Origin of the sequence: Mesorhizobium sp. ISC11, from assembly GCF_037162595.1 — a bacterium.
Lineage (GTDB): Bacteria > Pseudomonadota > Alphaproteobacteria > Rhizobiales > Rhizobiaceae > Mesorhizobium > Mesorhizobium ciceri.
Window position 1 is genome coordinate 3,794,575 of record NZ_JAVSPW010000001.1, and the last position, 20,727, is coordinate 3,815,301.

The 20,727-nt window shown below is 61.9% G+C and carries 22 protein-coding genes; 17 read left to right on the plus strand and 5 right to left on the minus strand.

The window, feature by feature from the left end; all coding sequences use genetic code 11:
• Positions 1-67 precede the first annotated feature (67 nt).
• Complete coding sequence (locus RPF88_RS18535) at positions 68-250, minus strand: Flp family type IVb pilin (protein ID WP_063171181.1); 183 nt, start codon at positions 248-250, stop codon at positions 68-70.
• A gap of 334 nt (positions 251-584) precedes the next feature.
• Here RPF88_RS18535 and RPF88_RS18540 point away from each other — a divergent pair, with 334 nt between their 5' ends.
• The 3 genes from RPF88_RS18540 (at position 585) to RPF88_RS18550 (ending at position 2,382) form a co-directional block, all read left to right on the plus strand.
• Positions 585-1,007, plus strand: a complete 423-nt coding sequence (locus RPF88_RS18540; RefSeq protein WP_013533687.1) for a pilus assembly protein N-terminal domain-containing protein — start codon at positions 585-587, stop codon at positions 1,005-1,007.
• 137 nt (positions 1,008-1,144) lie between these two features.
• A complete protein-coding gene (locus RPF88_RS18545) occupies positions 1,145-1,726 on the plus strand; it encodes a TadE/TadG family type IV pilus assembly protein (RefSeq protein WP_063169998.1) in 582 nt (193 codons plus the stop codon).
• Between the two features lie 38 nt (positions 1,727-1,764).
• Entirely contained in the window at positions 1,765-2,382 is a 618-nt protein-coding gene (locus RPF88_RS18550; RefSeq protein WP_337123889.1) for a TadE/TadG family type IV pilus assembly protein, read from the plus strand.
• Positions 2,383-2,416: 34 nt separating this feature from the next.
• Here the strand turns inward: RPF88_RS18550 and RPF88_RS18555 are convergent, their stop codons facing one another.
• Complete coding sequence (locus RPF88_RS18555; RefSeq protein WP_337123890.1) at positions 2,417-3,337, minus strand: phosphate/phosphite/phosphonate ABC transporter substrate-binding protein; 921 nt, start codon at positions 3,335-3,337, stop codon at positions 2,417-2,419.
• Between the two features lie 251 nt (positions 3,338-3,588).
• Here RPF88_RS18555 and RPF88_RS18560 point away from each other — a divergent pair, with 251 nt between their 5' ends.
• The 9 genes from RPF88_RS18560 to RPF88_RS18600 all read left to right on the plus strand — a co-directional run bounded on the left by RPF88_RS18560 (position 3,589) and on the right by RPF88_RS18600 (position 13,399).
• Positions 3,589-4,830, plus strand: a complete 1,242-nt coding sequence (locus tag RPF88_RS18560) for a phosphopentomutase (RefSeq protein ID WP_337122857.1) — start codon at positions 3,589-3,591, stop codon at positions 4,828-4,830.
• The gene (gene mutM, locus RPF88_RS18565; protein WP_127370237.1) at positions 4,823-5,713 is read left to right on the plus strand and encodes a bifunctional DNA-formamidopyrimidine glycosylase/DNA-(apurinic or apyrimidinic site) lyase; all 891 of its coding nucleotides are present in this window, start codon (positions 4,823-4,825) and stop codon (positions 5,711-5,713) included. The genes RPF88_RS18560 and mutM overlap by 8 nt, the downstream gene beginning before the upstream one ends.
• Positions 5,714-5,845: 132 nt before the next feature.
• A complete protein-coding gene (locus tag RPF88_RS18570) occupies positions 5,846-6,619 on the plus strand; it encodes an enoyl-CoA hydratase (RefSeq protein ID WP_027161752.1) in 774 nt (257 codons plus the stop codon).
• A gap of 182 nt (positions 6,620-6,801) precedes the next feature.
• Positions 6,802-7,068 (plus strand): 30S ribosomal protein S20, encoded by a 267-nt coding sequence (rpsT, locus tag RPF88_RS18575; protein WP_013533694.1) that lies wholly within the window; start codon positions 6,802-6,804, stop codon positions 7,066-7,068.
• A 925-nt stretch (positions 7,069-7,993) separates the two neighbouring features.
• Positions 7,994-9,469, plus strand: a complete 1,476-nt coding sequence (gene dnaA, locus RPF88_RS18580; protein ID WP_224618575.1) for a chromosomal replication initiator protein DnaA — start codon at positions 7,994-7,996, stop codon at positions 9,467-9,469.
• Between the two features lie 303 nt (positions 9,470-9,772).
• Positions 9,773-10,891, plus strand: a complete 1,119-nt coding sequence (dnaN, locus tag RPF88_RS18585; protein WP_013527877.1) for a DNA polymerase III subunit beta — start codon at positions 9,773-9,775, stop codon at positions 10,889-10,891.
• A gap of 82 nt (positions 10,892-10,973) precedes the next feature.
• Positions 10,974-12,119 (plus strand): DNA replication/repair protein RecF, encoded by a 1,146-nt coding sequence (gene recF / locus RPF88_RS18590; RefSeq protein ID WP_013527878.1) that lies wholly within the window; start codon positions 10,974-10,976, stop codon positions 12,117-12,119.
• A gap of 31 nt (positions 12,120-12,150) precedes the next feature.
• Entirely contained in the window at positions 12,151-12,906 is a 756-nt protein-coding gene (locus RPF88_RS18595) for a molybdopterin-synthase adenylyltransferase MoeB (protein WP_013527879.1), read from the plus strand.
• 4 nt (positions 12,907-12,910) lie between these two features.
• Positions 12,911-13,399, plus strand: coding sequence for a GNAT family N-acetyltransferase (locus RPF88_RS18600; protein ID WP_337122861.1), 489 nt, complete (start codon positions 12,911-12,913; stop codon positions 13,397-13,399).
• Between the two features lie 47 nt (positions 13,400-13,446).
• Here RPF88_RS18600 and RPF88_RS18605 read toward each other — a convergent pair whose 3' ends face one another.
• Positions 13,447-14,448 (minus strand): 2-hydroxyacid dehydrogenase, encoded by a 1,002-nt coding sequence (locus tag RPF88_RS18605; RefSeq protein WP_013527881.1) that lies wholly within the window; start codon positions 14,446-14,448, stop codon positions 13,447-13,449.
• A 209-nt stretch (positions 14,449-14,657) separates the two neighbouring features.
• On the opposite strand from RPF88_RS18605, the gene RPF88_RS18610 reads away from it, so the two are divergent.
• Positions 14,658-15,218 (plus strand): SH3 domain-containing protein, encoded by a 561-nt coding sequence (locus RPF88_RS18610; RefSeq protein WP_337122863.1) that lies wholly within the window; start codon positions 14,658-14,660, stop codon positions 15,216-15,218.
• Here RPF88_RS18610 and RPF88_RS18615 read toward each other — a convergent pair.
• Together RPF88_RS18615 and irrA are read right to left on the minus strand one after the other, a co-directional pair.
• Positions 15,191-15,598 (minus strand): DUF4260 domain-containing protein, encoded by a 408-nt coding sequence (locus tag RPF88_RS18615; RefSeq protein ID WP_337122864.1) that lies wholly within the window; start codon positions 15,596-15,598, stop codon positions 15,191-15,193. The two genes, RPF88_RS18610 and RPF88_RS18615, sit on opposite strands and share 28 nt — an antisense overlap.
• A 46-nt stretch (positions 15,599-15,644) precedes the next feature.
• Positions 15,645-16,076: an iron response transcriptional regulator IrrA gene (gene irrA / locus RPF88_RS18620; protein WP_024503471.1), complete on the minus strand. Its 432-nt coding sequence runs from the start codon at positions 16,074-16,076 to the stop codon at positions 15,645-15,647.
• 240 nt (positions 16,077-16,316) lie between these two features.
• On the opposite strand from irrA, the gene fabA reads away from it, so the two are divergent.
• From fabA to RPF88_RS18640, 4 genes are all read left to right on the plus strand, one after another.
• A complete protein-coding gene (fabA, locus tag RPF88_RS18625) occupies positions 16,317-16,832 on the plus strand; it encodes a 3-hydroxyacyl-[acyl-carrier-protein] dehydratase FabA (protein WP_013527885.1) in 516 nt (171 codons plus the stop codon).
• 52 nt (positions 16,833-16,884) lie between these two features.
• Positions 16,885-18,105, plus strand: a complete 1,221-nt coding sequence (gene fabB, locus RPF88_RS18630) for a beta-ketoacyl-ACP synthase I (RefSeq protein WP_024503470.1) — start codon at positions 16,885-16,887, stop codon at positions 18,103-18,105.
• A gap of 13 nt (positions 18,106-18,118) precedes the next feature.
• Entirely contained in the window at positions 18,119-18,931 is an 813-nt protein-coding gene (gene fabI / locus RPF88_RS18635; RefSeq protein WP_337122865.1) for an enoyl-ACP reductase FabI, read from the plus strand.
• A 207-nt stretch (positions 18,932-19,138) separates the two neighbouring features.
• Positions 19,139-20,683, plus strand: a complete 1,545-nt coding sequence (locus tag RPF88_RS18640) for a putative bifunctional diguanylate cyclase/phosphodiesterase (RefSeq protein ID WP_024503468.1) — start codon at positions 19,139-19,141, stop codon at positions 20,681-20,683.
• Positions 20,684-20,727: the final 44 nt, after the last annotated feature.

Genomic DNA, 20,727 nt, shown 5'->3' on the forward strand with positions numbered 1-20,727 from the left:
AGAAAAAGGGCCGCCACGCGGCGGCCCTTTTCCAGAAATGTAATGCAAGTGCTCGGCGATAAGCCGATCAGCTGCCGCTCGGCGTGCCGTTCAGGGTGCTGCCAATGTTGGTGAACTTGGCATTCAGCGCATTGCCGAGCGTGCCGGCGCCAGTGATGATGGCGAGCGCGATGAGAGCGGCGATCAGACCATATTCGATAGCGGTCGCGCCGGATTCGTCCTTCACAAAACGTGCGATGAGATTAGACATTCGAGAGCTCCTACTCCACGTGTTACAGCACTTCCGTCAACTTCTGTGATGGTTGATCGGATGCTGCCAATCTAGGGAGAAGCTCTTTCGATCGGCTTAAGAAACAGCCTTACCGATTCCTTTCCCGGTTCGAACATATTGCGTGGTTAACTTCGGGCTAAAGTACCGCCGCGCCTTCCAGTCCCAGGTTTGGCAGGCTTGCGCCCCGACTGGACCGCGCCTCGCGGGGCGCCCTTATCGGCCATTGCAGGATTGGCAACATCGCAGGCTTAACCGTTGGTTCACCAATCTCGTTCATGTTCCGTTGATCAGTCCGCCTGCGTGGAGCGCCTCAATGGCCCAGCCGAGATCGTCAATCCTGATTGCCGCGCTTCTTGCCGTCTCGAGCTTCGTCGCGCCCGCCATGGCCGGCGCCGGCATCGAGGTCACGATGAACCAGGCCAAGATCGTCAAACTGTCGCGTCCCGCAGACACCATCGTGGTCGGCAACCCGGCAATCGCCGACGCTTCCGTGCAGGACGCTTCGACGATCGTGCTCACCGGCAAAGGTTTCGGCGTCACCAATCTGGTCGTGCTCGATACCGACGGCAGTCCCATCGTCGATGAGCAGGTAACCGTCGTGCGGCAGGCCGCTTCGTCGGTGCGCATCTATCGGCGTGCCGAAATCCAGACGATGTCCTGCACGCCCTATTGCGAAAGCTCCTACAAGAGCGAAGCGGAGAAGTCTTCCGAGGCGGAGATGAGCGTCAGCCGATAGGTGGCGTGACCGGCTGCCGGTGCGGTTATTGGCCGGTTAAGAGGCCTGCGCCGACTTTAACGATCATCCAAACCGGACCTCAATCGGTTTGCGTTAATGGTCCTTCCGAGACCGCATAGAGATCGGCAGGATCGGACATGAGCAAGGGATACGGCCGCGCAGGCGACCACAAAGTGAGATGCCCAAGGTTTTTCGCCCGCTTTCTTCGTGACCGGCGCGGCGCCACGGCAATCGAATTCGCGATCCTTTCAGTCCCCTTCGCGCTGCTTGTCTTCGCCATTCTGGAAAGCTGCATCTCGTTTGCCGCGCAGGAAGTGATGGCCAACATCACCGACGATGTCGCGCGCAAGCTTCGCACCGGCCAGTTGAGGGCGGTTGACGTCGCCGGAACCAACTTGCGGGACATGATCTGCACAAAACTGCAGATCATCGTTTCCCAGGATTGTCCCAATCAACTGCTGGTGGATCTTCGCCAATATACATCGTTCGCCGATGCGGCCACGGCCGGCTTCAAGATCCAGAACGGCGATGTCGTATTGACGAAAGGCACCGCAACCCAGTCGTTTTCAGTGACAGCGGGTGCGGCGGAGTCGAGGAACATGCTGCGGGTCTTTTACAAATGGCCGATCATGACCGACCTGCTGGCCAAATCGATGGGCGGCAACAAGACGCTGCACTTCGCATCGGTGACCTGGCAGAACGAACCGTTCGACAACTGAGCGGAATGCACGAGCAGTATAAGAAAAGGGCAATGGGCATGATGCGTGCGGGGGCACATCTTATGATTACGGGAGTTTGGCGGAAAACAAGTCTGTTCTGGTCCGATCGTCGTGGCATCGCGGCGGTCGAATTCGCGTTGATCATGCCAATTCTGCTGATCATGTATTTCCTCACAATGGAAGCGTCGCAAGCCATCGAGACCAGCAAGAAGGTCAGCCGTATCGGCAGCATGGTGGCCGATCTCGTCACCCAGCAGACAAGCGTCCTCAAGGCAGATGTCGACGCCATCATGCAGATCGGCAGCGTCACCCTTCAGCCCTACAACCGCTCAAATCCGACCATCACCGTCACGGCAATCCAGGTCTCGGCCGATGCGACGAGGGGACTGGTGGTGTGGTCACGCAAATTGGTAGCCGGCGTCGCCAGCCCTGGCGCCGCCGCCACCACCGAGACAACGATCCCGGCGTCGCTCAGAGTCGCCAACACTTTTCTCATCCGCGTCGAAAGCAACCTCGGCTATACGCCGGTCATCGCGTGGAGCGCGAGCAGTCAACAGAAGCTTGGGCTGACCTCGGCTTTCAGCAACATAACCATGGGCGAAACCTATTTTCTGCGCCCCCGCAGAAGCGTGACGATCCCTTGCAGCGACTGTTGAACAGAGGCAGCCAGGCGTGCGCAGGCCGCTCCAGCTACTGCTGCGGCCCACGGTCCGAAACGAAGCGCACGATAGCAGCGGCCATCTCGTAGTCCTTTGGCGCCACACGAGCGAAGCCGCCGGAATGTTTCGATTCCAGGAGATCGTAGATATCGGGCGTCGTCGACTTGAGGTTGGTGAGGAACACGGCAAGCCGGCGCTTGGCTTCGGGGTCGAGATCGCTGCGGACCGCATGCGGGCCGTATCTCAACAGGCCCGACGTCCATACGATCCGAAGCGCCGTCACCGAGAGCCCTGCCGCCTCCAACCTGGCCTGCGTGCCCGACGGTTCTCGCGGGCCGTCGGCAGCGGCCGTCACCCAGCCGAACAGGCCATCGGCCTTGCCGTCGACCAGCATCGTCTCGGCCGCCGCGGCCGAATCGGCATGGACCAGAAACGGTGCATCTTCCGCGATCTTGCGGCCTTCCGCCGGCAACGCCGCCAATGGCAAGAGAGAACCGCCGACGCTGTCAGGAGGCGCCATGGCGATACGATGGCTGTCCATCGCCGCAAGGTCGGGCAGCTTGCCGTCCCGCGTCAGCAGAACCGAGCGGATGCCGATCGCGCCGTCTGAATCGACCGGAGCCACAAGCGGTTCGATACATAAGCAGCGCTGCGAGGCCGTCGCATATGCGGTGGCCGAATAGATCGCATATTCGATGCGGGCATTGGCCTGCGCCTCGATCAGCGCGGCATAGTTGCGGGCAACGACAAACTCGACCTTCATGCCCAAGGCCTTGGTGTAGGCGTCGGTCAACAGTGCCAGCCCCGGAACGGAGTTGCCGGCGCCTGGCTCGGCAACGATGCCGATGCGAAACGTGCCGATATCGTCGCGCCAGTCGGCATGCGCCGGATTTGACCAGAGCGCGACCTGCGCCAGCATGAGAGCGGCATAAGTCTTCAGCGCAACCCTCATGACAGGAACCACGGTCTGTTGTCCTCGATTCATGCCCATGCCCGGAGCATTTGTGCATGTCGCAGCCCAAAACCGCTGCGCACCGTTGGGCGACATGCATCTCTGTTTGTGCATGTCGTTATCCCAAAACCGCTGCGCACTTTTGGGCGACATGCACCAGACTATCACGCCAAGCCGTTGCCGTTTGGTTTCCGAATTGCCAATGAAGTCGCGGAACCCTATGTCTGGTCGGTCAAACTGGCAACAACTCGATGGCACGCGCTTTCCTCTTCGTTCTGGACTCCTTCGGCATCGGTGGAGCGGCCGACGCCGACCGCTACGGCGACGCCGGCGCCAACACATTCGCGCACATCGCAGAAGCCTGTGCAGAGGGCCGCGCGGATCGCGAAGGGCTTCGCAGTGGACCGCTGTTTGTCCCCCAGATGGCCTCGCTCGGGCTTGGCAAGGCTGCCGAAACCGCAACGGGGCTGGGCTTTGCCAGCAGCGGGACGGATCTGCTCCCAACTGCCTTTCACGGCGCCGCACAGGAGGTTTCGAGCGGCAAGGACACGCCGTCGGGCCATTGGGAGATCGCCGGCCTGCCGGTGCGCCTCGACTGGGGCTATTTCTCGGATACGGTTCCCGCCTTTCCGGCCGAACTGACCGAGGCGATGATCCGCGAAGGCAAGGTGCCGGGCATTCTCGGCAATTGCCATGCGCCGGGCACCGAAATCATCGAGCGCTTCGGCGAGGAACACATCCGGACCGGCAAGCCGATCTGCTACACGTCGGTCGACTCGGTCCTGCAAATCGCAGCGCATGAAGTCCATTTCGGCCTCGATCGGCTTTATGAATTCTGCCAGGTGGTGCGCAGGCTGGTTGACCCGCTCAGGATCGGACGGGTGATCGCGCGGCCGTTCGTCGGCGAAACCACCGCCACTTTCGAGCGGACATACAACCGTCATGACTACGCCGTGCCCCCGCCGGAACCGACCCTGCTCGACCGGCTGACGGCGCGTGGCAGCCGTGTCATCGCCGTCGGCAAGATCGGCGACATCTTCGCCCATCGCGGAATTTCGCAAGTGCGCAAGGCGGCAGGCAACATGGCGATGTTCGACGAAGCGCTGGGTGCGATGGATGATGCCGGCGACGGTGACCTCGTCTTCGCCAATTTCGTCGACTTCGACACCGAATTCGGTCACCGCCGCGATGTCGCGGGCTATGCTGCAGCGCTCGAGGCCTTCGACCTGCGGCTGCCGGAGGCATTTGCGAGGCTGCGGCAGGGCGATCTTCTCATCCTGACGGCCGACCACGGCAACGACCCTACCTGGGCCGGGACCGATCACACGCGCGAGCGGGTTCCGGTGATCGGCACTGGACCGGGTCTCAAGGGCGGCGACATCGGACTGAGAACGACATTCGCCGACATCGGCGAAACCGTGGCCGAGCATCTCGGGCTGGCGCCCGGACGCTACGGCACTTCTTTCTATGCGGCGATCGGCGGTCATGCCTGAGTTACCGGAGGTCGAAACCGTCCGGCGCGGACTTCAGCCGGTTCTGGAAGGCGCCACCATCGCCCGCGTCGAGGCACGCCGACCGGATCTGCGCTTTCCATTTCCCGAGAAATTCGCGCAGCGACTGGCCGGCAAGACGATCACGGCACTCGGCCGCCGGGCCAAGTATCTGACGATGGACCTGGAAGGCGGCCCCGCGCTGATCTGCCATCTCGGCATGTCGGGCTCATTCCGCATCGAGACGGCCGATGGCAGCGACATGCCCGGCATCTTCCGGCACGACCGCTCGAAGAGCTCCAATCACGACCACGTCGTCTTCCATGTCGTGTCTCCGGCCGGTACCCGATCGCGCGTGATCTTCAATGATCCGCGCCGCTTCGGCTTCATGTTGTTTGCGGAAGGACTGCCGGACGTTCATCCGATGCTGGCTGGACTTGGCGTCGAGCCTACGGGCAACACATTGGACGGTGCGCTGCTTTCCTCATTGATGAAGGGGCGGAGATCACCGCTGAAGGCAGCGCTTCTCGACCAGAGGCTGATCGCCGGGCTCGGCAATATCTATGTGTCGGAGGCGTTGTGGCGTGCGGGCCTGTCGCCGCTGCGCGAGGCGGGCACGATCGCCAGGCCCGGAAAGAAAGCCCAGGCCCAAAGCGAACACCTCGCGCAAGCCATTCGTTCGGTGATATCGGATGCGATCGCAGCCGGCGGTTCCTCACTGCGGGACTATATGCAGACCGATGGGTCGCTGGGCTATTTCCAACACGCCTTCGCCGTCTACGACCGCGAAGGCGAGGCCTGCTCCAAGCCCAGTTGCGGCGGCCACATCGAGCGTATCGTGCAGAGCGGCCGATCGACCTTTTATTGCCGGACATGTCAGCGATGAGTCAGAGCAATTCCAGCAAAAGCGAGGGCGGTTTTCCGTCCGAAATTGCGTCAAGACAAGGAGATGGAGCGGTTCTGCGTTTCCGTGAAACGATGAACCGCTCTAGACGAGCGTAAGCAAGGAGAAGCAGCCATGACCTATGAGACGATCATCACCGAGACGCACGGCAAGGTCGGGCTGATCACGCTGAACAGGCCGCAGGCGCTCAACGCGCTGAACTCCCAGATCCTGACCGAGGTGGTGGCAGCCGTGAACGGGTTCAGCGCCGATCCCGGTATCGGCGCCATGGTCATCACCGGTTCCGAAAAGGCTTTCGCGGCGGGCGCCGATATCAAGGAGATGCAGTCCATCTCCTATGCGGACGCCTACGCCCAAGACTTCTTCGTCGGCTGGGAGGAACTGACGCGGGCGCGAAAGCCTATTATCGCGGCGGTGGCGGGCTATGCACTCGGCGGCGGTTGCGAGCTGGCGATGATGTGCGATTTCATCATCGCCGCCGACACGGCCAAGTTCGGCCAGCCCGAGATCACGCTCGGCGTCATTCCAGGCATGGGCGGGTCACAAAGGCTGACCCGCTTTGTCGGCAAGTCGAAGGCGATGGACATGTGCCTGACCGGGCGGATGATGGATGCCGCCGAGGCCGAGCGTTCTGGCCTGGTGTCGCGGGTCGTGCCTGCCGGCGAACTTGTCGAGGAGGCGCTGAAGGCCGCGGCCAAGATCGCCGCTTTCTCGCTGCCATCGGTGATGATGGCAAAGGAAGCTGTCAACCGCGCCTTCGAGACGACGCTTGCCGAGGGATTGCGGTTCGAGCGCCGGCTGTTTCACTCGCTGTTTGCACTGGACGATCAGAAGGAAGGCATGGCGGCCTTTGCCGAGAAGCGGAAGCCGAATTTCACCAACCGCTGACGCCAATCCCTTGGCTTCGAAGAAGATGGCTGTTGGCCGCCAAAAAGAAGGTCAGGCAGCGTTGACGCGCCGGAAAAGCTGAACTATAAGCCGCACCAACCGAGGCGGCCCCGTGGCAGCCCGTTTGTTTTTTGCGCCCTGCGGCATCCCGCATGCGCCGACCAGATCAGAAGAGAGGCATCATGGCCAATACATCCTCGGCCAAAAAGGCAACGCGCAAGATCGTCCGCCGCGCAGCGATCAACAAGAACCGTCGCTCGCGCGTCCGCACCTATATCCGCCAGGTCGAAGAGGCGCTTGCCTCCGGTGACAAGGCTGCCGCACAGGCTGCCTTCAAGATCGCGGAACCGGAATTGATGCGCGCCGCAACCAAGGGCGTGATTCACAAGAACACGGCGTCCCGCAAGGTGTCGCGACTGGCTCAGCGGGTCAAGGTACTGTCGGCCTGACATTACTTGCCTAGACTGACGTTCTTCGAACCCGGCCGTTTGTGCCGGGTTTTTTCGTTTGCCGGCAAGCACTTAAAAAGAATGTCCGGAAACGGCGTCTTATGCGGATTTCACAATAGGGAATAGTTTGCCGGCATATGCATGCCTGCTGTTGATCGGCGCGCTTGAAAAGCGCCGGCCTAATGATTCTTGGCTGTCAAAAATAGCTTATATTTTTCAAACGCTTACAGATGGTGATCCACAGCTTGTCCACACCGGACTGGCCCGATCGGGGAGAAGTCGCTGTCAAGCGAATTATTTCAGAATATTTCTGTCAGCGCCCGGTTTTTCATATTCGCCGGAAAAGGGTTTGAATCACAATGGCTTTGTTAAAATGTGCCGTCGCGGCATGCCACTCGAACCCGCCTCCACTAACCAGATTCCTTAAAAATCCGTTAGACGTGGCCTTGCCCTATCCACAGCGATTTCGGTAGTGTCGATCTATCGAAAGGGACGGGCTCTGGCTCTTAACCCAAGCCTGAATCGGCCAGCTTAAATTGGCGGGATTTGCAACGCGGATCAAGTCCGCGGACGGCTTTGGTTTGTCTTTTTCGATACGGTAGGGGACTGGCGTAACTAGACATGGCAGGTAGACGGCGCGCCGGCGCTCTTTTCGCCGGACGGTGTTGTATTGCCCTGACATACCCAACGCGGACTGGCTTCCATGGGCCGGCACCGGTTCCCACGGATAATGGGCGACGTTCACCTGCCGGCGGCGGCAGCGGACATCGCAGCAAAGACTTAGGTCGCCGGAACCGGATGCAGGAGGCGCATCCCCGGCGGAAAACAGGTACGGAAGGACAAGGAAAAGATCATGCAGAGCGGCATCGAAAGGGAACTTACGGGCGACCTCCCATTTCCTGGAACTTTGATCGGAGCAAACGACATGGCGGTGTCCAGCGACGCGGAACAGAAATTCGACCGGGTCAAGACCCAGTTGAAGGCGCGCCTGGGAACCGAAGTCTATTCGAGCTGGTTTGGCCGCATGAAAGTCGCCGAGGCTTCCAAGGGCATTGTCCGCATCTCGGTGCCTACCGCCTTCCTGCGCTCATGGATCAACGGCCACTATCTCGACCTCATCTCCGAACTGTGGAAGCAGGAGGATCCCGATCTTCTCAAGATCGACATCGTCGTGCGCACGGCAACCCGTCAGGGACGCGCCCAGGCCGAGCCAGAGGTAACGCCGGCACGCAGCAAGGTGACACGGCAGACGCAGACGGCGCTTGCCGCAGGCACAGTCAGCCCCAGCCGGGTGGAGCGCGCATCGACTCCGCGTCCGGGCACACCCGTCGAGAGCGAATTCCGCCACAACGTTCTGGGGTCACCGCTCGATCCACGCTACACGTTCGGCTCTTTCATCGAGGGGCCGTCGAACCGGGTGGCCTTCGCCGCAGCCAAGGCAGTGGCGGAATCGCAATCGAGCGCGGTGCGCTTCAATCCGCTCTTCCTTCACGCAACCGTCGGGCTCGGCAAGACCCATTTGCTACAGGCCATCGCCGCGGAATCGCTGAAGCAGAACCCCAAGTCGCGCGTCGTCTATCTCACGGCCGAGTATTTCATGTGGCGCTTTGCCACCGCGATCCGCGACAACAACGCTCTGACGCTCAAGGAGCAGCTGCGCGACATCGACCTGCTCATCATCGACGACATGCAGTTCCTGCAGGGCAAGTCGATCCAGCATGAATTCTGCCACCTGATCAACATGCTGCTCGACAGCGCCAAGCAGGTCGTCGTCGCTGCCGACCGGCCACCATCGGAACTGGAATCGCTCGAACCGCGGGTCCGTTCGCGCCTCAATGGCGGTGTCGCGCTTGAAATGTCGGCGCCCGATTTCGCCATGCGCCTCGGCATGCTCAAATTGCGCCTTGCCACGGCCAGGAGCGACGACGCATCCCTCGACATTTCGGAGGAGATCCTCAATCACGTCGCCCGCACCGTGACCGGCAGCGGACGCGAGCTGGAAGGCGCCTTCAATCAGCTTTTGTTCCGTCAATCCTTCGAGCCGCAGATCACCATCGACCGGATCGACGAAATCCTCGGCCACATCTATCGCACAGGTGAGCCGAAGCGTGTCCGTATCGAGGACATCCAGCGCATCGTGGCGCGTCACTACAATGTGTCGAAGACCGAATTGCTGTCCAACCGGCGCACGCGCACCATCGTCAAGCCGCGGCAGGTCGCCATGTACCTGTCGAAGGTGATGACGCCGCGCTCGCTACCCGAGATCGGACGGCGTTTCGGTGGCCGCGATCACACCACGGTGCTGCATGCCGTGCGCAAGATCGAGGACCTTTCCGGCAACGACAACACGCTGGCGCAGGAACTTGAGCTTCTGAGGCGGCTGATCAACGATCAGGCCTGACCCTCCGGGAGGGCTGAACCGAAACAACGCCGGAATTCAATGGCTTGCCAGTGCGGCGCCGGGCCTGCATCGGGCTCGTGGCATCGCCTGGAAGCGATCTGGATTTCGGTTTTTCGACACTGGCTCGCGGACTTCGGGCGCGTTATCCCCAGAAAGCCCGCGTAGCCGGCCTGAACCGGCGGCGCGGGCTTGCGTTTGCTGGTTTTTTCCTGTCAGTTTACGCAGATTCTGAGCCTATTCAGACCTTTCGCGGGACGCCGCTCACTGGTGACCCGTCATTCATTCAAGCGAGCCTGTTTCGTCATGCGTGTTATCCTGGAACGGTCAAATCTCCTGAAGTCGCTCAACCACGTCCACCGTGTGGTCGAGCGGCGAAACACCATACCGATCCTGTCCAACGTGCTGCTCGGCGCCGAAGGCGCCAGCCTCGAAATGAAGGCGACCGATCTCGACCTCGAGGTGACCGAAGCGACGCCCGCCAAGGTGGAGCGCGGCGGGGCGACGACGGTCCCGGCACATCTGCTCTACGACATCGTGCGCAAGCTCGCCGACGGCGCCGAGGTGATGCTGAAGACGGACGAGGACGGCAACGCCATGACGGTGACGTCCGGCCGCTCGAGCTTCCGCCTTCAGTGCCTGCCGCAATCCGACTTCCCGGAGCTTTCGGCCGGATCCTTCTCGCATATCTTCCGTCTCGACTCGGTTGCCCTGAAAGGCCTGATCGAGAAGACCCAGTTCGCCATCTCCACCGAGGAGACACGCTATTACCTGAACGGCATCTACCTGCACACGCATGAGGTCGGCGGCAAGCTGAAGCTGCGCTCGGTGGCGACCGACGGCCACCGCCTGGCGCGCGCCGAGATCGACGCGCCGGCGGGTTCCGAGGGCATGCCGGGCATCATCATTCCGCGCAAGACGGTGAGCGAGCTGCAGAAGCTTGTCGACGATCCGGATGTTGCGGTGACCACCGAACTGTCGGACACCAAGATCCGCTTCACCATCGGCAGCGTGGTTTTGACCTCGAAGCTGATCGACGGCACCTTCCCCGATTATCAGCGGGTCATTCCGACAGGCAACGACAAGAAGCTGATCATCGACCGCCAGAGCTTTGCCGCCGCCGTCGATCGTGTTTCGACCATCTCTTCCGAACGCGGTCGCGCGGTGAAGCTGTCGATCAGCGAGGGTCAGGTGACGCTTGCGGTCAACAATCCGGATTCAGGCAGCGCCACCGAAGAACTGTCCGCTGACTATTCATCCGATCCGATCGAGATCGGCTTCAACGCCAAGTACCTGCTCGACGTTGCCGCGCAGCTGACCGGCACGGAGGCCAAGTTCATGCTGGCGGATGCCGGTTCGCCGACGCTGATCCACGACATGGCCGACGAGACCGCACTCTATGTGCTGATGCCGATGCGCGTGTAGCGGCGCGGTGTCAGCACTTCGGTCCTGTTGTGGACCGGCGGCAAGCGCGATATTTACGGCGACTTCTATAGGCGGATAGCGGTTGCCGGCACAGAACCATATAAGTAAGCTAACACTTACTAATTTCCGCAACTATGCGGCGCTGACGATCGATCTGGCGCCAGGTGCTGTGGTTTTTTCCGGCGACAACGGCGCCGGCAAGACCAATCTCCTCGAAGCGATCTCCTTTTTGACACCGGGACGTGGCTTGCGCCGCGCGCCCTACGCCGATGTCGCGCGCGAGGGCGGCGACGGCGGCTTTGCGCTGCATGCCCGGCTCGACGGACCTGATGGCCAGGTCGAGATCGGAACAGGCATTTCCGGCGGTGACACCGCCGGCGAAGGCGGCAGGCGGGTACGCATCAACGGAGCTTCGGCGCGTTCGGCCGAGGACATGCTGGAATGGCTGCGCGTGGTTTGGCTGACGCCAGCCATGGACGCGTTATTCACCGGACCGGCCGCGGATCGCCGGCGCTTCCTCGACCGGCTGGTGCTGGCGATCGACCCCGGCCACGGGCAACGTGCGATCGACTACGAGAAGGCGATGCGCGGTCGTAACCGACTGCTTACCGAAAGCTCTCGGGACGACCGCTGGTTCGACGCTATCGAGACGCAGATGGCCGAAACCGGTGTGGCGATTGCCGCGGCGCGCGCCGAGATGGTGCGCCTGCTGGCCGCCATGATCGACAGGCTGCCCGACACGGGACCGTTTCCGCAAGCCGATATCGGCCTTTCAGGCGAGCTGGAAGCCGAGATTGCCGTGGCGCCGGCGGTCGATGTGGAGGAACGCTTCCGTCGGACGCTTGCCGAGGGCCGCGAGCGCGATCGCGCCGCCGGACGTACGCTCGACGGCCCGCACCGTTCGGACTTGGTGGTTCGGCACCGCCCCAAGGCGATGCCGGCCGAGCTCTGCTCGACCGGCGAGCAGAAGGCGCTGCTGGTCGGCATCGTGCTGTCGCACGCGAGGCTGACCGGCGAAATGTCGGGCATGACGCCGATCCTGCTGCTCGACGAGATCGCTGCGCATCTCGACAGCGGGCGGCGCGCGGCGCTGTTTTCCATCCTGGAGGAACTGAACTGCCAGGCATTCATGACAGGAACCGATGCTGCGCTGTTTTCCAGTCTCCAGGGCCGTGCGCAATTCCTGACCGTCGACCACGGGACGGTTGGGCCAACCGAAGACCCCTGACAAGGTTTTTCCGTGCCTGTATGATCAGGCAATGACCACTGCCGCCCTGACCGCAGACGAGATCGAACGCTATGCCCGCCACATCGTGCTGCCGGAAATCGGCGGCGCCGGACAGCAGAGGCTGAAGCAGGCCCGGGTGCTGGTCATCGGCGCCGGCGGGCTGGGCGCCCCGGTGCTTGAATATCTTGCCGCCGCCGGCGTCGGCACGCTCGGCGTGGTCGATGACGACACCGTTTCGCTCTCCAACCTGCAGCGTCAGGTCATTCACGGCACCGACACTGTCGGCCTGCTGAAAACCGACAGCGCCAAGGCGGCAATCGCCCGCATCAATCCCAATACCACAGTCGAACCGCATACATTCCGGCTGACCACGGACAATGCGCCTGCCCTCGTCGCCCGCTATGACATCGTCGTCGACGGTTCCGATAATTTCGAAACGCGCTACGCCGTGGCCGATGCCTGCGCGAGCGCTGGGAAACCGCTGGTGCATGCCGCCGTCGGACGCTTCGACGGCTCGGTCACGGTGCTGAAGCCATTCGAAGACGGCAAGGACGGCAAGCCCAACCCAGGCTATCGTGACCTGTTTCCCGAAGCGCCACCGCCGGGCCTGGTGCCGTCCTGCGCCGAAGTCGGCGTGCTTGGCGCGCTGACCGGCGTCATCGGCACGCTGCAGGCCATGGAGGCGGTCAAGCTGATCACCGGCGTGGGCGAACCGCTGGTCGGCCGGCTGCTGCTTTATGATGGGCTGGCGGCGCGCTTCGACACCATCCGTTACAAGAGAAGCTGAATTCTTGGGCCGGATCGAAGCAGTCTCCATCAGGCGGATCCCGACCGATTTCGACCGTTGGGACGATGTGCTCGCATTGATCATGCCTGCCTTCGCCTCGATGGACGACGTCATCGACCCGCCCTCCTCGGCCCACCTTTTGACCGCAGACACTCTGCGGGACAAGGCAGGGCGGGAGACCGGCTTCGTGGCGCTCAAGGGCGATCGGATCGTCGGCTGCGTCTTTGCCCTTGAAAAGGTGGCAGAGTTCTATGTCGGCAAGCTCGCCGTGGCGCCGGACTGCCAGGGACAAGGCATTGGACGGCAGCTGATGCAGGCGGTCGAAGACCTTGCCCGCAGCCGCGGCAAGGCCGCCATCGAGCTTCAGACGCGGATCGAGTTGACCGCAAACCATGCGGCCTTTGCTCGCCTCGGCTTTCGCGAAACTGAACGGACGGCGCATGACGGCTATGCCAGGCCGACTTCGGTCACCATGCGCAAAGCCCTCCCGTAAGTCTTATCTTACGGTTTGTGGGCCACGGATATTGCACCGCGACAGCATCAGGTCCTGAGCGGCAGCACGCGGTCTGGTGGGCGGTGGCCGTCAACGAAGGCGCGGATGTTGATGATGACCTTTTCACCCATGTCGATACGGCCCTCGAGCGTCGCCGAGCCCATATGCGGCAAAAGCACGACCTTGTTCTTGGCCGCGAGCTTCAGCAGCTTGCCGTTCAAGGCTGGCTCGTGCTCGTAGACATCGAGGCCGGCGCCGGCGATCTTGCCGTCCTGGATCAGCTTGACCAGTGCTTCCTCGTCGATGATGTCGCCGCGCGCGGTGTTGACGACATAGGCGGTGGGCTGCAGTAGCGCCAGCCGCCGCGCCGAAAGCAGATGGAAGGTTGCCGGCGTCGAGGGACAGTTGACCGAGATGATATCCATGCGGGCCAGCATCTGGTCGAGACTTTCCCAATAGGTCGCCTCCAGCCCGTCTTCCACGGCCGGCAGCACGCGGTGGCGGTTGTGATAGTGGATCGACAGACCGAAGGCCTTGGCCCGCCTGGCTACGGCCGTGCCGATCCGCCCCATGCCGACAATGCCAAGCCGCTTGCCCCAGATGCGCCGGCCCAGCATCCAGGTCGGCGACCAGCCGGCCCATTTCTTGTCGCCGGTGAGCACATTGGCGCCTTCCGCGAGCCGCCGCGGCACCGCCAGCATCAGCGCCATCGTCATGTCGGCGGTGTCTTCGGTCAGGACATTCGGCGTGTTGGTGACGGTGATGCCCCTCTTGGCCGCAGCCGCGACATCGATCTTATCGACGCCGTTGCCAAAATTGGCGATCAGCTTGAGGTTGTCGCCTGCCTGAGCGATCAGCGCCGCGTCGATATTGTCGGTAATGGTCGGCACCAGAACGTCGGCTTCCTTGACCGCCGCGACCAGTTCCGGCTGCGTCATCGGCCGGTCCTCGACATTCAGCCTTGCGTCGAACAGTTCGCGCATGCGGGTCTCGACCGGGTCGGGCAGCTTGCGCGTGATGACGACGAGAGGCCTTTTTTTGCCTGCCATTGTTTCCCTCTCGAGTATTTGCCGCAATTCCGAACGCAAAACCGCTTCACAGGTTTGCTGGAATTGCTCTAACCCGATCTCGTTGAGACCTCTTTAACCAAGACCGGCGAAACTGAAAGCCGGTCGCGGTGCCGATTACCCATGTAACAAGCGGTGCCGCCGAAGACAAAGAAAAAGGGGCGCCGAGGCAAGCGCCGAAAGGAATGAAAGTGTCTGGTTTCGCGTCGCTTCGCCTGGCCCTCAGTGCAGCATTTCTCGGCGCTCTGCTTTATTCTCCGCTTACGGCGGCACAGAGTGCGGCTGCACCTGCCCAGAGCGTCGTCACGCTCGGGCCGAGCGGCCTGCCGCTGCCGCGATTCGTCAGCCTGAAATCCGGCCGCGTCAACTCGCGCGTCGGCCCCGGCGCCAACTACTCGGTCGATTGGATGTACATGAAGGCCGGCCTGCCGATGGAGATCATCCAGGAATTCGACACATGGCGCCGCGTGCGCGATGCCGATGGTTCGGAAGGCTGGATCAACCAGTCGCTGCTTTCCGGCCGACGCACGGCAATCGTCGCACCATGGCAGCGTGGCAAGGGCACCCGGATCAATCTTCTCAACAGCCCCGACAAGGACGCAAGGGTGGTCGCGATGATCGAACCTGGCGTCATGGGTTCGATCAAATCCTGCGACGGCCAGTGGTGCGAAATGACGTTCGACGGCCACACCGGCTGGCTTGCCCAGTCGGTCGTCTGGGGCGCCTATCCCGGCGAACGGGTCAAGGACTGATTCTCTTTCGCGGTCCTGGCTTTATGCCCGATACGGCCGAGATGGGTGTCCTGGAAGCCGGTCGGCAGCTTCAGACCGTAGCCCAGCGCACGGTCGATGGCGATGTGGGCGATCCATATCAGCGCAACCGCCATCGCGGCCGTATTGCCCCACATGTGCCCGCCGAGCAGCAGCAGCACGGGCACGATCAGGATGTGCAAGGCGTTGTAGGCAAGGGCACCGACGCGCGGACCGGCCAGATAGCCCGACATCGATAGGTCAGGCGCCAAGATAAGCAATCCGAAGAGCCACCAGGAGATGCCGGTCGAACCGTAGAAAATGACGGCAGCCAGTGCCACGATCGTCCATTCGAGCCGGATTACGAGATCGAGGGGTTTCATCCCTGGCCGATAATTCTGGCTTGGCAGATGATTCCGGCCTCGCCAGTCATTCGCGGCGTTTGGGGCGCAGCCTCACGACGATGTCGACATTGGCGATCTCCATCCCTTCCGGAGGCTCCGGCAGGTTCGCAACCGTCACCGGACCGCTGTCGATGTCGAATATACGGTTTTCGCCTTCGATGTAGAAATGGTGGTGGTCGGAGGTGTTGGTGTCGAAATAGGTTTTCGCGCCTTCGACGGCGAGGATGCGCAAAAGTCCCGCCTGGGTAAACTGGTGAAGGGCATTGTAGACGGTGGCCAGCGACACCGGCACGCCGGCGGCAACCGCCTCCTCGTGCAGTTCCTCGGCCGACAGATGCCGGTCGCCCTTGGCGAAAAGCAGATCGGCCAGCGCAATGCGCTGACGCGTCGGCCTCAGCCCGGCTTCACGGACCCGCTTGTCCACAGCGACATTTTCCTTCCGGCCGTCCAGGTCCATCTTCTCGTCGAACCCCACAGTTCCGCCCCAAGACACGCCCAGAATGGCAAAAATGAACGTCTGCCGAAACCGGACCTCTCAGGACATATATTCTGTCGTCCGAATGCGATCAATAGCGCGCATTGACCCAGGCAGACGAGCAGGCTAAGCGCAAACGCCGGTTTCCGGCCTGAAACAGATTGTGTTAGGAAACCAACGACAAGGGCACCCGATGGCCCGGAACGATATGGGATGAGATTGATGGCGGGTAAATCCAGCTACGAGTACGACGAATTGCTGGCCTGCGCCCGCGGCGAACTGTTCGGACCGGGCAACGCCCAGCTTCCCTATCCGCCAATGCTGATGTTCGACCGCATCACCGAGATCAGCGAGACCGGCGGCGCCTTCGAGAAGGGTTTTATCCGCGCGGAGTTCGACATCAAGCCGGACCTGTGGTTCTTTGCCTGCCATTTCATCGGCAATCCGATCATGCCGGGGTGCCTCGGCCTCGACGCCATGTGGCAATTGACGGGCTTCTATCTTGGCTGGCTTGGCGAACCCGGGAAGGGAATGGCGCTGTCGACCGGCGAAGTGAAATTCAAGGGCATGGTCACGCCTTCGGTGAAGAAGGTCGAATATGGCATCGACTTCAAGCGCGTGATGCGGGGCCGGCTGGTGCTCGGCATCGCCGATGGCTGGCTGAAGGCGGATGGCGAACCCATATACGCGGCAACGGATTTGAAAGTCGGTCTGTCCAAGCAGTCGGCGGTCGGCTGACCGGCACCCCTGGCCGGCCCCCTTTGGCCAGCATCCCTGGAAGGAGTTGCGAATGAGACGTGTCGTAGTCACAGGCCTCGGCATCGTGTCGTCGATCGGCAACAATGCCAACGAGGTGCAAGCCTCGCTGCATGACGCCAGATCAGGCATCAGCTTCTCGGATTCCTTCGCCGAACACGGCTTCCGCTGCCAGGTCTGGGGAGCGCCGACGCTCGATCCATCGGCGATGATCGATCGCCGTGCGATGCGCTTCCTGAGCCAGGGTGCTGCATGGAACCACGTCGCCATGGACCAGGCGATCGCGGATGCGGGCCTCGGCGAGAGCGACATCACCAATGAGCGCACCGGCATCGTCATGGGATCGGGCGGACCATCCACCCGCACCATCGTCGAAGCTGCCGAAACGACGCTGAAGAACGGCAGTCCCAAGCGCATCGGTCCGTTCGCGGTGCCGAAGGCAATGTCGTCGACCGCATCGGCGACGCTTGCCACATGGTTCAAGATCCACGGCGTCAACTACTCGATCTCGTCGGCCTGTTCGACCTCGGCGCATTGCATCGGCAATGGCTATGAATTGATCCAATGGGGCAAGCAGGACATCGTCTTCGCCGGCGGCCACGAGGATCTCGACTGGACGATGTCGGACCTGTTCGACGCCATGGGCGCCATGTCGTCGAAATTCAACGACAAGGCATCGACCGCCTCCCGTGCGTATGACGTCAATCGCGACGGCTTCGTCATTGCCGGCGGCGCCGGTGTGCTGGTGCTGGAAGAGCTTGAGCATGCCAAGGCGCGCGGCGCCAAGATCTATGCCGAGATCGTCGGCTATGGCGCGACGTCGGATGGCTACGACATGGTTGCTCCTTCAGGCGAAGGCGCGGTCCGCTGCATGCGCCAGGCGCTGGCCACGGTTTCCACGCCGGTCGACTACATCAACACCCATGGCACCTCGACGCCGGTGGGAGATTCCAAGGAAATGGGCGCCATCCGCGAGGTGTTCGGCCCAGAGATGCCGTATATCACCTCGACGAAGTCGCTGACCGGCCATTCGCTGGGCGCGGCCGGCGTGCAGGAATCCATCTACTCGATCCTGATGATGCAGGGCGGTTTCATCGGCGAAAGCGCCCATATCGAGACCCTCGACCCCGAATTCGAGGGCATGCCCATCGTGCGAAAGCGCATCGACGACGCCAGGATCGACACTGTTTTGTCCAATTCGTTCGGCTTCGGTGGCACCAACGCCACGCTCGTTTTCCAGCGCTATTCCGCATAAGGATTTGCCGGCCATGGACGGATTGATGAAGGGCAAGCGCGGGCTTGTCATGGGTGTCGCCAACGATCATTCGATCGCCTGGGGCATCGCCCGGAAATTGTCCGAACACGGGGCGGAACTCGCCTTCACCTATCAGGGCGATGCCTTCGGACGCCGGGTCAAGCCGCTGGCCGGCAAGCTCGGCGCCTCGCTGGTCGTGCCGTGCGACGTCGAGGACAGCGCTTCGGTCGCCGCCACGTTCGAGACCCTGGGCAACGAATGGGGCGGGCTGGATTTCATCGTCCACGCCATCGGCTTTTCCGACAAGAACGAGTTGAAAGGCCTCTACGCCGACACCAGCCGGGACAATTTCGTCCGCACCATGGTGATCTCCTGCTACTCCTTCACCGAGGTCGCCCGCCATGCGGCCACCTTGATGAAGGACGGCGGATCGATGATCACGCTGACCTATGCGGGCTCCGTCCGCGTCATGCCGAACTACAATGTCATGGGCGTCGCCAAGGCCGGACTGGAGGCCAGCGTGCGCTACCTCGCCAACGATTACGGTCCGCGCGGCATCAGGGTAAACGGCATATCGGCTGGGCCCGTGCGCACGCTCGCCGGCGCCGGCATTTCGGACGCCCGCCACATGTTCTCCTACCAGCAGCGAAACTCGCCACTGCGCCGCACGGTGACCATCGACGAGGTCGGTGGTTCGGCGCTTTATCTGTTGTCGGATCTGTCTTCCGGGGTTACCGGCGAAATCCACTATGTCGATTCCGGCTATCACATCGTTTCCATGCCGACGCTCGACGAATTGAAGCAGACCGACGGCGGGCGAGACTAACGCCTGTCGGCCAAAGGTGCGCGACGGTTTTGAAATGGCGGACATCTGAAAACACGAAGCTTAAAGCGTGCGGCTAAACCCCGTTTCAGCGCCAGTCGCATTGATCCGCTCAAGAAATACTTTCGGTCCAATAAAATTGGATTCATTCGCGGAAACTCATTTTAAGGAGATATCCGCTAGAAAGCCCCGTACTCAGGGGAACTTTCAATGCTCGCCGTCAGCAACCCGAAGCGAACACCGGTGTTCCGACTGCTCACCATAGCGAGTTCGGGTCTCGGCAGTTTCGTCCTCGGGCTCTGGGGTCTGAAGCTCGGTCTCGGCGATGGCTTTGCCGGCATCTCCGCCGACATGATGGTCTCGGTGATGGCCGCTCTTTGCGCACTGGCGGCGTCGGTCGCCGCGATGTCCTTCTTCGCCGGCGTCGATGAATCGGCGGATTTCGTCTTCACGGAAACCCATTTCGACAAGCTGACCGGCCTGGTGGCACGTCCGGCGATGGTCGGCAAGATTGCCGAGGCGGCATGCGCGACCAGCCGGACCGGCGAGCCGATGTTCCTCATCGATATCGACATCGACCGGTTCAAGCAGATCAATGACGCCATCGGCTACAGCCAGGGCGACGAGCTGATCCGCGCCTTCACCAAGCGCTTGAAGATGTGCGTGCCGCCGCGCGCGCTGATCGGACGCATCGGCGCCGGTGAATTCGCGATCCTGCTCCCCGACAACCAAGTCGCAGGGTCCTTGGAAAGCACCATAGAGAGGCTCATCGACGAGATGATGGAGCCCTATGATCTCGGTACGCACCTGCAATCGGTCAGCCTGTCGGTCGGCATCGTGGCGATGCCAAAGGACGGTGTCGATCCCGTCCTCATCCTGCGCCGCTCCAATCTGGCGCTGCAGAACGCGCGCGCCAGCGGCGTCGGCAACTGGTCCGTCTTCCATGCCGAAATGGGCAGGGTCGCCGACCATCGCCAGTGGATCGAATCCGAACTGCATACAGCCTTCGAGCGCGGTGACTTCGACCTTCATTACCAGCCGCAGCTCGATCTCCCGACCGGCCGCATCGTCGGCTACGAAGCGCTGATCCGCTGGCGGCATCCGGAACGCGGCATGATCCCGCCGATGGAGTTCATTCCGATCGCCGAGGAAACCGGCATGATCGGCCCGATCGGCGAATGGGTGCTGCGCAAAGCCTGCAGCGACGCCCGGCATCTGCCCGACGACTGCTTCGTCGCCGTCAACATCTCGCCCGTCCAGTTCATGACCAAGGACTTCGTCGGCATCGTGCGCGACACCATGACGAGCACCGGCATCAAGCCGTCACGGCTGGAACTGGAAGTGACCGAGACGGCGATGATGCAGGATCGCGACCGCGCCGCCGCCATCCTGAAGGAGCTTGCGGATATCGGCATTTCGGTCGCCGTCGATGATTTCGGCACCGGCTATTCCAATTTGAGCTACCTGATCGATTTCTCATTCGGCAAGCTGAAGATCGACCGGTCCTTCGTCAGCCGCCTCGACACAGATTCCAGCTCCGGCGCGGTCGTCTCGACCATCGTCGGGCTTTCGCGCGCGCTCGGCGTCAGCATCATTGCCGAAGGCGTCGAGACCGAAAGCCAGGCGACACTGCTCAGGGCAGCCGGCTGCGAGGTGGTGCAAGGCTACCTGTATGGCAGGCCCGCCCCCCTCAAGATCAGGGTCGGCGACGTGCATATCACCGATGAGGTCCGGCGCGTTGCCAATCTGCATTGAGTGCGACGCGATATCTGTTTTTGAGCATGATCTTTTCCGAAACC

Coding starts and splice junctions, on each gene's coding strand:
- RPF88_RS18535 (WP_063171181.1), bottom strand. CDS start 250: ATGTCTAATCTCATCGCACGTTTTGTGAAGGACGAATCCGGCGCGACC.
- RPF88_RS18540 (WP_013533687.1), top strand. CDS start 585: ATGGCCCAGCCGAGATCGTCAATCCTGATTGCCGCGCTTCTTGCCGTC.
- RPF88_RS18545 (WP_063169998.1), top strand. CDS start 1,145: ATGAGCAAGGGATACGGCCGCGCAGGCGACCACAAAGTGAGATGCCCA.
- RPF88_RS18550 (WP_337123889.1), top strand. CDS start 1,765: ATGATGCGTGCGGGGGCACATCTTATGATTACGGGAGTTTGGCGGAAA.
- RPF88_RS18555 (WP_337123890.1), bottom strand. CDS start 3,337: ATGAGGGTTGCGCTGAAGACTTATGCCGCTCTCATGCTGGCGCAGGTC.
- RPF88_RS18560 (WP_337122857.1), top strand. CDS start 3,589: ATGGCACGCGCTTTCCTCTTCGTTCTGGACTCCTTCGGCATCGGTGGA.
- mutM (WP_127370237.1), top strand. CDS start 4,823: ATGCCTGAGTTACCGGAGGTCGAAACCGTCCGGCGCGGACTTCAGCCG.
- RPF88_RS18570 (WP_027161752.1), top strand. CDS start 5,846: ATGACCTATGAGACGATCATCACCGAGACGCACGGCAAGGTCGGGCTG.
- rpsT (WP_013533694.1), top strand. CDS start 6,802: ATGGCCAATACATCCTCGGCCAAAAAGGCAACGCGCAAGATCGTCCGC.
- dnaA (WP_224618575.1), top strand. CDS start 7,994: ATGGCGGTGTCCAGCGACGCGGAACAGAAATTCGACCGGGTCAAGACC.
- dnaN (WP_013527877.1), top strand. CDS start 9,773: ATGCGTGTTATCCTGGAACGGTCAAATCTCCTGAAGTCGCTCAACCAC.
- RPF88_RS18595 (WP_013527879.1), top strand. CDS start 12,151: ATGACCACTGCCGCCCTGACCGCAGACGAGATCGAACGCTATGCCCGC.
- RPF88_RS18605 (WP_013527881.1), bottom strand. CDS start 14,448: ATGGCAGGCAAAAAAAGGCCTCTCGTCGTCATCACGCGCAAGCTGCCC.
- RPF88_RS18615 (WP_337122864.1), bottom strand. CDS start 15,598: ATGAAACCCCTCGATCTCGTAATCCGGCTCGAATGGACGATCGTGGCA.
- irrA (WP_024503471.1), bottom strand. CDS start 16,076: ATGGACCTGGACGGCCGGAAGGAAAATGTCGCTGTGGACAAGCGGGTC.
- fabA (WP_013527885.1), top strand. CDS start 16,317: ATGGCGGGTAAATCCAGCTACGAGTACGACGAATTGCTGGCCTGCGCC.
- fabB (WP_024503470.1), top strand. CDS start 16,885: ATGAGACGTGTCGTAGTCACAGGCCTCGGCATCGTGTCGTCGATCGGC.
- fabI (WP_337122865.1), top strand. CDS start 18,119: ATGGACGGATTGATGAAGGGCAAGCGCGGGCTTGTCATGGGTGTCGCC.
- RPF88_RS18640 (WP_024503468.1), top strand. CDS start 19,139: ATGCTCGCCGTCAGCAACCCGAAGCGAACACCGGTGTTCCGACTGCTC.